Source organism: Bradyrhizobium sp. UFLA01-814 (assembly GCF_046718885.1).
In the GTDB taxonomy this organism is placed as follows: Bacteria; Pseudomonadota; Alphaproteobacteria; order Rhizobiales; family Xanthobacteraceae; genus Bradyrhizobium; species Bradyrhizobium elkanii.
On sequence record NZ_JAQOSR010000019.1, the window covers coordinates 1 to 11,466 of the forward strand.

An 11,466-nucleotide genomic window follows, 5' to 3' on the forward strand; every position below is an offset into this window, starting at 1 on the left:
TGGTCATCGAATAGATGCGGAAGACGGTGTCGTCCTTGACCGGCACCTTGCGCTCGAGATCGGCAAAGCCCTGGACCGTGGAATGCACGATCTTGCCGCGGCGATAGATCAGGACCTGCGTGCCGGGAAAACGGCCGGCATCGATGTAGCGGTTCTTCAGATGCGCTTCGAGGCGGGTGAGGGCAGCGGTCGACATTCCCGCGGATTCGGGCGAGGCAGGCGTGGGGGCTAGCATCAGGCATTTCTCCGGCTTGCAAGGCAGCCTTGATAGCCGAAAAGTGTCTGCTGCACCAATCCGCTGCCGCTTACCGGCATTGAGCTGGTGGTGTACGGTCGCCCCTGCAATCGCGCCCCGAAGGGGCCAAGGTAGACGCCAAGGAACACGTCAAGGAACACGCCGAGATGACCCAGTTCAACGAAACCGAGCTCACCGCCGCCGTCATCCGCAGCTTCGACCAGACACCCGATCCGCGGGCCAAGTTCCTGCTGCAGGAATTGGTGAAGTCGCTGCACGATTATGTGCGCAGGACCGATCTCACCTTCGAGGAATGGGACCACGCGATCGGCTTCCTGACCCGCACCGGGCAGAAGTGCACCGACATCCGCCAGGAGTTCATCCTGCTGTCCGACGTGCTCGGCGTGTCGATGCTGGTCGATGCGGTCAACCATCGCGATCGCGACGGCGCGACCGAGACCACGGTGCTCGGTCCGTTCTATGTCGGCGAGCACAAGGTGACCCCGCACGGCACCGACATCTCGGCAAGCCTGCCGGGCGAGCGCATGTTCGTGCAGAGCCGCGTCACCGACCTCGACGGCAAGCCGCTGGCCAATGTGCCGGTCGATATCTGGCACGCGGATGACGACGGATTCTACGACTCGCAGAAGCCGAGCTACGCCACCGAAGGTCCGTCGTCGCGGGCGCGCTTCATCACCGATGCCGACGGCCGCTTCTTCTTCCGCACCATCGTGCCGTGCAGCTATCCGATCCCGACCGACGGGCCGGTCGGGCAGATGATCACGCAGACCAACCGTCACCCGATGCGGCCGGCGCATGTGCACTTCCTGGTCAACGCCAAGGGCTACGAGCCGCTGATCACGCATGTCTTCGTCGAAGGCGACAAGTACATCGATTCCGACGTCGTGTTCGGCGTGAAGGATGAATTGATCGCCAAGGTCGAGCGCCGCACCGATCCGGTCATGCCCGATGGCCAGCGCTCGGATGGGCCGTGGAGCCTGATGACCTACGAATTCCACGTGAAGCCCGGTGGCGGAATGGCGCCCGCGCCGCTCGGCACCAAGGTCTCCGAAGACGCCTGATCGGTTTCTGAACGCTTCTGCTCAATTCTTGTGCGCCGCACAAGGATTGGGCGAATCGCAAGTTTTGGCAGCGCGCGGGAAATCCGCGCGCGCTGCGACATGTTGCGCAAGGCTTTGCAGCGAAATCCATTTTTGCACTGCGGTAGGTTGGCACAAGGCTTGAATAATCATTAGCCGACGCCATTGAAGCCGTCCCTCGAGGCTACCCCATCGGATTTCTGACGCCGCCAGACCGGGGCTTCCCGGTGCACGCCTTTTTGCGCCCTGCGCGCGTCGCCATTCGAAGGACGGCGCTCGACGCACTGACGCAACACCGCAACGCAACGACGCAGCAAAGGACGACCGATGACCAAGCCCACCAACCAGCCTTCAGGCCGCGGCCTCAGCCGCCGTCAGCTTCTGAAGGCAACCAGCGGCGCCGCCACGCTGCTTGCCGCGGCCAAGCTGAACTTTCCCGTTGGTGCGTTCGCGCAGGGCGCGGGTCCGGAAGTGAAGGGCGCCAAGCTCGGCTTCATCGCGCTGACCGATGCCTCGCCGCTGTTCGTCGCCAAGGAGAAGGGCATCTTCGCCAAATACGGCATGCCCGATGTCGAGGTGCAGAAGCAGGCCTCGTGGGGCACCACGCGCGACAATCTCGTGCTCGGCTCCGAGGGCAACGGCATCGACGGCGCGCATATCCTGACCCCGATGCCGTATCTGATCTCGGCCGGCAAGGTGACGCAGAACAATCAGCCGACGCCGATGTACATCATGGCGCGGCTCAACCTGAACGGCCAGTGTATCTCGGTCGCCAAGGAATATGCCGATCTCAAGGTCGGCATCGACACCGCGCCGTTCAAGGCGGCGCTGGAGAAGAAGAAGGCTTCCGGCAAGGCGGTGAAGGCCGCGATGACTTTCCCCGGTGGCACGCACGATCTCTGGATCCGCTACTGGCTCGCCGCCGGCGGCATCGATCCCGACAAGGACATCGAGACCATCGTGGTGCCGCCGCCGCAGATGGTGGCCAACATGAAGGTCGGCACGATGGACTGCTTCTGCGTCTGCGAGCCGTGGAATCTGCAGTTGATCCATCAGGACATCGGCTATACCGCGATCACGACCGGCGAGCTCTGGGACAAGCATCCGGAGAAATCGTTCGGCCTGCGCGCTGCCTGGGTCGACAAGAATCCGAAGGCCGCGAAGGCGCTGCTGATGGCGGTGATGGAAGCCCAGCAGTGGTGCGAGAAGGCAGAGAACCGCGAGGAGACCGCGGCGATCTGCGCCAAGCGGCAGTGGATCAACTGCCCGGTCGAGGACATCACCGACCGCATGAAGGGCAAGTTCGACTACGGCACCGGCCGCGTGGTCGAGAATTCGCCGCAGCAGATGCGGTTCTGGAGCGACAACGCCTCCTATCCGTATCAGAGCCACGACCTCTGGTTCCTGACCGAGGACATTCGCTGGGGCAAGTACGAGGCGGGTTTCGACACCAAGGCGCTGATCGCCAAGGTGAACCGCGAGGATCTCTGGAAGGAGGCCGCCAAGGAGCTTGGCGTGTCGGACATTCCGGCCTCGACCTCGCGCGGCAAGGAAACCTTCTTCGACGGCAAGGTGTTCGATCCCGCCGACCCCGCCGCGTACCTGAAGTCGTTGTCCATCAAGCGTGTTGACGTCTGATTTGAGCGAGCCGCGCGAGCAGTGCGGCTCTCCCTTTTTGACCACGGAGATTTTCGTTCAATGTCGATGCCTGCCATGAAGACCGAAGTGTCGGCGATGGCGATCCCGCCGGCCACTGCCGCGGCGCCGGTCGTGACCATAACGCCGAAGCGCGCGCCGCGCGCCGAGGCCTACGCCAGGATGGCGAAGGAGACCGCGGCGCGTGTGGTGCCGCCGCTGATCGTGGTCGCGCTGCTGCTGGTGGTGTGGGAGCTGATCTGCCGGCGCGCCGGCTCCAGCCTGCCGCCGCCGTCAAAGGTGTTCAAGGACACCAAGGAGCTGATCCTCGATCCGTTCTTCGACAATGGCGGCATCGACAAGGGCCTGTTCTGGCACCTCTCCGCCAGCCTGCAGCGCGTCGCCTACGGCTATTCGCTCGCGGCGATCGCGGGCATCGCGCTCGGCACGCTGGTCGGACAATCGGTCTGGGCGATGCGCGGGCTCGATCCGCTGTTCCAGGTGCTGCGCACGATTCCGCCGCTGGCGTGGCTGCCGCTGTCGCTGGCCGCATTCCGCGACGGCCAGCCCTCGGCGATCTTCGTGATCTTCATCACCTCGGTGTGGCCGATCATCATCAACACCGCGGTCGGCATCCGCAACATCCCGCAGGACTACCGCAACGTCGCGGCCGTCGTGCAGCTCAATCCGCTGGAGTTCTTCACCAAGATCATGATCCCGGCGGCCGCGCCCTACATGTTCACCGGCCTGCGCATCGGCATCGGCCTGTCATGGCTCGCGATCGTCGCAGCGGAAATGCTGATCGGCGGCGTCGGCATCGGCTTCTTCATCTGGGATGCGTGGAATTCCTCGCATATCAGCGAAATCATCCTGGCGCTGTTCTATGTCGGCATCATCGGCTTCGTGCTCGACCGCCTGATCGCGGGGCTGGGCAAGATCGTGACCCGCGGCACGGCGGCGAACTGAGGAGAAAGTCATGCAGGCCTATCTGAAGCTCGATCACATCGACAAGACCTTCACCCGCGGCAACGCCACCACGGAGGTGTTGAAGGACATCAACCTGACGATCGAGAAGGGCGAATACGTCTCGATCATCGGCCATTCCGGTTGCGGCAAGTCGACCCTGCTCAACATCGTCGCCGGCCTCACCGGCGCCACCAATGGCGGTGTGCTGCTGGAGAACCGCGAGGTCAATTCGCCGGGACCGGATCGGGCCGTGGTGTTCCAGAACCACAGCCTGCTGCCGTGGCTCACCGTCTACGAGAACGTCAAGCTCGGCGTCGACAAGGTGTTTGCAAGGACCAAGAGCAGGGCCGAGCGCGACGCCTGGGTGATGCACAATCTCAGCCTCGTGCAGATGGCGCATGCCAAGGACAAGCGGCCGAGCGAGATCTCGGGCGGCATGAAGCAGCGCGTCGGCATCGCGCGTGCGCTCGCGATGGAGCCGAAGGTGCTGCTGCTCGACGAGCCGTTCGGCGCACTCGACGCGCTGACGAGGGCGCATCTGCAGGATTCGGTGATGGCGCTGCACCAGAAGCTCGGCAACACCATCCTGATGATCACCCACGACGTCGACGAGGCGGTGCTGCTGTCGGACCGCATCGTCATGATGACCAACGGTCCGAGCGCGCGGATCGGCGAGGTGCTCGAGGTGCCGTTGGCGCGCCCGCGCAAGCGGCTCGAGCTTGCGACCAATCAAGGCTACCTGAAGTGCCGGCAGCGCGTGCTCGAATTCCTCTATGAGCGCCACAGCTTCGTCGAGGCGGCGTGATGATCACGTCGACGGCGCGCGCTTTTCCGCTTTGAACCGAAACGCCGGATGCGGCTACCAATGCTCGCATTTTGCAGGTCATTCCAGAACCAGGGAGAGTCCAGATGAATCCGGCCCAAATCAAGCTGGTTCAGGACAGCTTTGGCAAGGTCGCGCCGATCTCGGAGCAGGCCGCGGTGATTTTCTACGATCGCTTGTTCGAAGTCGCGCCCGCCGTGAAGGCGATGTTTCCGGCCGACATGAAGGAGCAGCGCAAGAAATTGATGACGACGCTTGCCGTCGTCGTGAACGGGCTGAGCAATCTTGATACGATCCTGCCGGCCGCGAGTGCGCTGGCCAAGCGGCATGTCGGCTATGGCGCCAAGCCCGAGCATTATCCGGTGGTCGGCGGCGCATTGTTGTGGACGCTGGAGAAGGGGCTCGGCGAAGCCTGGACGCCTGACGTCGCCGCCGCATGGACCGCGGCCTACGGCACGCTGTCCGGCTACATGATCTCGGAAGCCTATGGCTCGGCGCAGCCGGCCGAATAGCTGGTGGTCGAATAGCAGGCGGTGACAGACTGAAGCTTTCCACGTCGCTGCAAGAGCCCTTCCGTCCGGCCATCGCTCAAGCGGATAGGTGGATTGCTTCGCTGCGCTCGCAATGGCGTACGCAAGCATCTATGGTTCGCCCGCTCCGCCAACGGGTGAACCAACAATGATGTTCCTGGAAACGCCGCCGAAACTGATCCCGACCGAAATCTTCTCCGCCGTGCCGGCCGAATTCCGCCGCAGCATGGCGAGCGAATGGGCCGACGCCAACCGCCCGGGCGCGGTGACCGATTGCTTCATCGAGGGACCGTCGTTCGATGCCGATGGCAATCTCTACATCGTCGACATCCCGTTCGGTCGCATCTTCAGAATCGCGCCTGACAAGTCGTGGTCGCAGGTTGCCGAATATGACGGCTGGCCGAACGGGCTGAAGATCGATGCGATGGGCCGCATTCTGATCGCCGACTATCGGCACGGCCTGATGGAGCTCGATGCCAGGTCCGGCGAGGTCACGCCCCTGCTGCGCTCGCGCAATTCGGAATCGTTCCGCGGCTGCAACGACCTGCACATCGCCTCGAACGGCGACATCTATTTCACCGATCAGGGCCAGACCGGGCTGCACGATCCGACCGGCCGCGTCTATCGGCTGCGGGTGAACGGAGCGCTCGACTGCCTGATCGACACCGGCATCAGCCCGAACGGCCTGGTGCTCGATCCGCACGAGGCGGTGCTGTTCGTCGCCATGACGCGCGACAATGCGGTCTGGCGGGCGCCATTCATGAAGGACGGCAGCGTCTCCAAGGTCGGCCGCTTCTGCTCGCTGTTCGGCCCGAGCGGACCCGACGGCATGACGATGGACGCCGCCGGTCGGCTGTTCGTGGCGCACGCCTCGCTCGGTCATGTCTTCGTGTTTGCGCCGAACGGCGAGTGCATCGCGCGGATCAAATCCTGCGCCGGGCCGAGCTGCACCAACGTCGCGATCGGCGGCGCCAACCGCGACCGTCTTTACATCACGGAATCGGTGACGGGCTCGGTACTGGTCGCCGACATCGGCGGTCTCGGCTAGATATCTTCGTGTCTGTCGATCCTCGTCATCGCGCCTAGCGCGAGTCCCGAAGGATTGACGGCCACCAGGTCGGCCGCCGCCGGTGCGGCTGATCAGCGGTCCGAATGCAGTTTCTCGAGAAACTCCTTCACGCCGCTGACGGCGCCGGTGTTGGAGGCGACATAGCCGGGAAGGGCGCCCACCGCCTTGTGAAACTCGCTGCTCTTCATGATGTCGAGCACGCGCTGCATCGGCTCGGTCTCGAGGAAGGCGCGCTTGCAGACGAAGAAATAGTCTTCCGTGAGCAGGCGGATGAAATCGAGCCCGAACTGCCGCGCGGCAGCCTCGACGCCGAAGCTCGCATCCGCCATGCCGCTGGCGACATAGGCGGCGACCGCGGCATGGGTGAATTCCATGTGCTGGGCGCCATTGATCCGCCCTTCCGGGATCTTGTGCAGCGCCAGCAATTGATCGAACAGCAGCCGCGTGCCGGAATCATGGTCGCGGTTGACGAAACGGGCCTTGCGCTCGACCAGGTCCTTCAGCGACGCGATCTTCAGCGGGTTGCCGCGCTTGACCATCAGGCCCATCTCACGCGTCACGAAATTGATGACGCGGTCCTCGCGCGGATCGAGCCATTCGCGGCAGGCCTTGATGCCCTGCGCGCGCAATTCGCCGCGCGGCAGGTGCACGCCGGAGAGATCGCAGGCGCCCTGCGCCAGCGAGACCAGCGAGTTCTGGTTGCTGACATAGCGCAGATCGACACCGACGCCGCCCGCGCGGTCGAGGAACTCGCGCAGCTTGGAGACCGCAAAGCCGTGGCTGGCATGGACCCGGATCACCGACGGCCGCTGCTCGAGAAACGGCTTGATCTCGGTGACCAGTTCCTGCGCAAGGTTCTCGAGCTGCAGCCCGAGCCGCGCCTGCATGCGCTCACCGGCCCACACCAGCTTCTCGCCGAATGGCGTCAGCTTCGAGCCCTTGCCGCGCTGCGTCTCTACCAGCGGGACGCCGAAGAAGGCGGTCCATTGCTCGATCAGGTTCCAGACATGGCGATAGGACAGCTGCGCGTCGTTGGCGGCGCTGGTGATCTTCCCGGTCTTCCTGATCGCGTTGAGGATGCCGAGCATCACGACCGCGGTCTGCGGGCTGTCCTCTTTCCGAAAGCGCCAGACGGTCTCGATCTCGATCTGCAGCATCGTGGTCACAACTTATGAAATCAACTTCATATCCCGGCATGCCAATAGGCACAAGATATCATATTTACTGCTGATAAAAGCCCCCTACGTTGAACGACAACACCAGGAGGAAATATGATGTCAGTTGCATATGACTATGAGCGTGACGCCCGCCGCGCCCCGACCATCAGGGACGAATTGCTGCTGATCGACGGCGCCCGCGTCCGTTCGCTGTCCGGAAACACCTTCAAGTCGCTCAATCCCGCCACCGAGCAGGTGATCGCGACGATTGCCGAAGGCAACGAGGCGGATGTCGACCGTGCCGTGGCGGCCGCCTGCCGCGCCTTCGAGGGGCCGTGGCGCACCATGCGCGCGGCCGAGCGTGGCCACATTCTGCTCCGATGGGCCGAGCTGCTGAAGCAGCACGCCGATGAAATCGCAGCGCTCGAGAGCCTCGATGCCGGCAAGCCGATATCGGCGGTGCTGCGCCAGGATTTTCCGGCCGCCATCGACACGCTGACCTATTACGCCGGCTGGGCCGACAAGATCAGCGGCGATGTGGTCTCGGCGCGCGACGACGCGCTGACCTATACGGTGCGCGAGCCGGTCGGCGTGGTCGCCGCGATCGTGCCGTGGAATTTCCCCCTGATGATCGGCATGTGGAAGCTCGCGCCGGCGCTCGCCTGCGGCTGCACGGTGGTGATGAAGCCGGCCGAGCTGACCTCGCTGTCGGCGCTCAGGATCGGCGAGCTCGCGCTCGAGGCCGGACTGCCGAAGGGCGTGCTCAACATCGTGACCGGCCCCGGCCGCATCGTCGGCGATGCGCTCATCAATCATCCCGACGTCGACAAGTTGACGTTCACCGGCTCGCCCGGCGTCGGCCGCGGCATCATGAAGGGAGCCGCCGGCAACTTCAAACGCGTCTCGCTCGAGCTCGGCGGCAAGTCCGCCAATGTGATCTTCGACGATGCCAATCTCGAAGCCGCTGCCAAGGCCGCGGCTGCCGGCATCTTCTTCAACGCCGGGCAGGTCTGCTCGGCCGGCTCGCGCGTGCTGGTGCAGGAGAACGCCTATGACGAGGTGGTCGAGCGTCTGGTCGCCCGCGCCGAGGCGTTGCGGATCGGCGATCCCGCCGATCGCGCCACCGCGCTCGGGCCGGTCATCTCCGAGAAGCAGATGCGCTCGATCCTCGATTATGTCGAGATCGGCAAACATGAAGGCGCGCTGCTGGCCACCGGCGGCGCGCGGGTCGGTGACCGCGGCTATTTCATCAGCCCTGCGGTGTTCGCCAACGTCGCGCACGAGATGCGCATCTCGCAGGAGGAGATTTTTGGTCCCGTCGTCAGCGTGATCAAGTTCAAGGACGAGGCCGATGCGCTGCGCATCGCCAACGGCACGGCGTACAGCCTCGCCGCCGGCGTCTGGAGCGCCGATATGGGCCGCGTGCAGCGCTTCGCCAAAAAGGCCCGCGCCGGCACGGTGTGGATCAACACCTATGGCTACACCGATGTGCGGCTGCCGTGGGGCGGCGAGCGCGATTCCGGCCTCGGCCGCGAGCACGGCACCGCCGCGCTCGATAACTTTACCGAGCCGAAGGCGGTGTGGATGAACCTCAACGTTTGACGCGCGTCGAGAGACGCGAGAGCGCGCGTCACAATATAGCTGTCGTCCCGGCGAAGGCCGGGACCCATAACCACGAATATCTGTTGTTGCACACGGGTGGGATGACGAGTCTCGCCAACAACGACTGCTGCGGAGTATGGGTCCCGGCCTTCGCCGGGACGACGATGTGGAGACATGGTCGTCCGTTTGCTTTATCGTCCTGCGCGGGGGCTACAAGCGAACACGCGGAACGAGGCGATCGTGCAGACAAAAAAATTCGGCGACAACGGCCCGCAGGTCTCGGTGATCGGGCAGGGCACCTGGTATCTCGATCGCGGTGACCGCAAGGCGGCCGTCGCTGCGCTGAAGCGCGGCATAGATGCCGGCATGACGCATATCGACACCGCCGAGATGTATGGCGACGCCGAGCTTGTGATCGCGGATGCGATCGCCGGCCGCCGCGACGAAACGTTCCTGGTCTCGAAGGTCTTGCCGAGCAACGCCTCGCGGCGCGGCACCATCACCGCCTGCGAGCGCTCGCTGAAGCGGCTGAAGACCGATCGCCTCGATTGCTATCTGCTGCACTGGCGCGGAACCACTCCGCTCGCAGAGACGGTCGCGGCGTTCGACGAATTGATCGCGGCGGGCAAGATCCGCGCCTGGGGCGTCAGCAATTTCGACACCGAGGATCTCGACGAACTGCTCGATGTCGCGGGTGAGGGCACGATCGCCTGCAACCAGGTGCTCTACCATCTGCAGGAGCGCGCCATCGAGCACGCCGTGATTCCTTGGTGCGAGCAGCACGGCGTCGCCGTCGTCGCCTACTCGCCGTTCGGTCACAATGATTTTCCCTCGCCGTCGACCAAGGCCGGCGCGGTGCTGCAATCGATCGCGCAGGCGCACAAGGCAACGCCGCGCCAGGTCGCGCTGAGCTTCCTCACGCGGCTGCCGTCGGTGCTCGCGATTCCGAAGGCGTCGAACGCGGAACACGCGGCGGAGAATGCTGCCGCCGGCACGCTCAAGCTCAGCGCCGAGGAACTCGCCGCGCTCGATGCCGCGTTCCCGCGCGGGCCGAAGCCGCGCTCGCTGCCGATGCTCTGAGCGCGTTCCGCTCCACACAGTTCTTAACAAACTGTTGCAGTTGCGGCGGCACACAGCCTGCGGCGGGCGGTCGCGCGCGCTGGCGCATATCGGAGTCCCGTTTTCGGGCATTGTTCTCGCGGCGGAATTGGCGTTTTGTGCGAGCAGCAGATTCCCTTTATTTTGTCTTCGAGATTGCCGTGACACCGCCCCCCGCAGCCGTGGCCGCCAGGCTGGACAGCGTTCCCCTTTCATTGCCCGCAAAGACCGCGCCCGCAGCGACAAGCAAGGCGCCCGCCCGCACCGACCGGCCGTTCAAGGGCATCGCGCTGATCCTGCTGTCGACCGTGTTCCTGGGCACCTCCGACGTCACGGCGAAATATCTCTCCTCCACGCTGCCCTCGATCGAGATCGCCTGGATCCGCTTCCTGGTGTTCGCGATGATCATGACGCCGGCGATGCTGCCGGGCTCGCCGCTGTTCGCGCTGCGCAGCAGCCGTCCCGGGCTGCACGTGCTGCGCGGCGCCGCGCTGCTCGGTTCCTCGCTGATCTTCATCACGGGGCTCGGCTTCCTGCCGATCGCCGAAGCCTCCGCCACCAGCTTCGTCTCGCCGTTGTTCGTCACCGCGCTGTCGATCGCTTTCCTCGGTGAGAGGGTCGGCATGCGACGCTGGATCGCGACCGCGGTCGGCCTCGCCGGCGTGTTCATCATCCTGCGGCCGGGCACCAGCGCCTTCCATCCCGCCGCGATTTTCCCGCTCGTCTCGGCGCTGGCCTGGGCCGGCACGCTGATCCTGACGCGCATGATGAGCGGCAGCGAGCGCCCGATCACCGTGATGACCTATTCGTCCATCGTCGGCGTCGCCATCGTCAGCGCGCTGGTGCCGTTCGTCTGGGTCACTCCGAGCTGGCACGACATCATGTTCGGCATCCTGATCGGCGTTGCGTCCACCGTCGGACAGTGGATCGTGGTGCTGGCATTCCGCTATGGCGATGCCTCGGTGCTGGCGCCGTTCTCCTACACGCAGCTGCTGTGGGTCAGCATCCTCGGCTTCCTGATCTTCGGCGAAGTGCCCGACAGCTGGACCATCCTCGGCGCCGGCTTCATCGTCGCCTCGGGCCTCTACACCGCGCATCGCGAGCGCGTCCGACGGTCGCAGCTGCTGACCGTGGCCAGCGAGCCGTCGCCGAACGCCTGACCGGGGTACCGAGAATCGTGCGCTGGTTGCGAAGCTAGCCTCCGCTAGCGTTGCGCGTGTACAACAGTCGGGCCGAAACTTCGATTTTCGG

The 11,466-nt window shown here is 64.6% G+C and carries 11 protein-coding genes; 9 read left to right on the forward strand and 2 right to left on the reverse strand.

Annotated elements, in window-relative coordinates; translation table 11 throughout:
- Positions 1–235 (reverse strand): serine hydrolase (locus tag PMN64_RS08450; RefSeq protein ID WP_411780372.1); only part of this gene is annotated, 235 nt, incomplete at its 3' end.
- Between the two features lie 167 nt (positions 236–402).
- Between PMN64_RS08450 and PMN64_RS08455 the strand changes: the two genes are divergently transcribed.
- The 6 genes from PMN64_RS08455 to PMN64_RS08480 all read left to right on the forward strand — a co-directional run bounded on the left by PMN64_RS08455 (position 403) and on the right by PMN64_RS08480 (position 6,337).
- Complete coding sequence (locus tag PMN64_RS08455) at positions 403–1,317, forward strand: intradiol ring-cleavage dioxygenase (RefSeq protein ID WP_028338860.1); 915 nt, start codon at positions 403–405, stop codon at positions 1,315–1,317.
- Positions 1,318–1,662: 345 nt separating this feature from the next.
- On the forward strand, positions 1,663–2,973 hold the full coding sequence (locus PMN64_RS08460; RefSeq protein WP_411780373.1) for a CmpA/NrtA family ABC transporter substrate-binding protein: 1,311 nt from the start codon (positions 1,663–1,665) through the stop codon (positions 2,971–2,973).
- 60 nt (positions 2,974–3,033) lie between these two features.
- The gene (ntrB, locus tag PMN64_RS08465) at positions 3,034–3,936 is read left to right on the forward strand and encodes a nitrate ABC transporter permease (protein WP_028338858.1); all 903 of its coding nucleotides are present in this window, start codon (positions 3,034–3,036) and stop codon (positions 3,934–3,936) included.
- 10 nt (positions 3,937–3,946) lie between these two features.
- Positions 3,947–4,741, forward strand: a complete 795-nt coding sequence (locus tag PMN64_RS08470) for an ABC transporter ATP-binding protein (protein WP_304499226.1) — start codon at positions 3,947–3,949, stop codon at positions 4,739–4,741.
- Between the two features lie 104 nt (positions 4,742–4,845).
- Positions 4,846–5,271, forward strand: coding sequence for a globin family protein (locus tag PMN64_RS08475; RefSeq protein WP_411780374.1), 426 nt, complete (start codon positions 4,846–4,848; stop codon positions 5,269–5,271).
- Positions 5,272–5,437: 166 nt separating this feature from the next.
- The gene (locus PMN64_RS08480) at positions 5,438–6,337 is read left to right on the forward strand and encodes an SMP-30/gluconolactonase/LRE family protein (protein ID WP_411780375.1); all 900 of its coding nucleotides are present in this window, start codon (positions 5,438–5,440) and stop codon (positions 6,335–6,337) included.
- A gap of 92 nt (positions 6,338–6,429) precedes the next feature.
- On the opposite strand, the gene PMN64_RS08485 is transcribed toward PMN64_RS08480, so the two are convergent.
- Positions 6,430–7,515 (reverse strand): substrate-binding domain-containing protein, encoded by a 1,086-nt coding sequence (locus PMN64_RS08485; RefSeq protein ID WP_411780404.1) that lies wholly within the window; start codon positions 7,513–7,515, stop codon positions 6,430–6,432.
- A gap of 117 nt (positions 7,516–7,632) precedes the next feature.
- Between PMN64_RS08485 and PMN64_RS08490 the strand changes: the two genes are divergently transcribed.
- The 3 genes from PMN64_RS08490 (at position 7,633) to PMN64_RS08500 (ending at position 11,375) form a co-directional block, all read left to right on the forward strand.
- Positions 7,633–9,117, forward strand: coding sequence for an aldehyde dehydrogenase family protein (locus tag PMN64_RS08490; RefSeq protein WP_411780376.1), 1,485 nt, complete (start codon positions 7,633–7,635; stop codon positions 9,115–9,117).
- A gap of 240 nt (positions 9,118–9,357) precedes the next feature.
- A complete protein-coding gene (locus tag PMN64_RS08495; RefSeq protein ID WP_411780377.1) occupies positions 9,358–10,197 on the forward strand; it encodes an aldo/keto reductase in 840 nt (279 codons plus the stop codon).
- A gap of 200 nt (positions 10,198–10,397) precedes the next feature.
- On the forward strand, positions 10,398–11,375 hold the full coding sequence (locus tag PMN64_RS08500; protein WP_016844109.1) for a DMT family transporter: 978 nt from the start codon (positions 10,398–10,400) through the stop codon (positions 11,373–11,375).
- Positions 11,376–11,466: the final 91 nt, after the last annotated feature.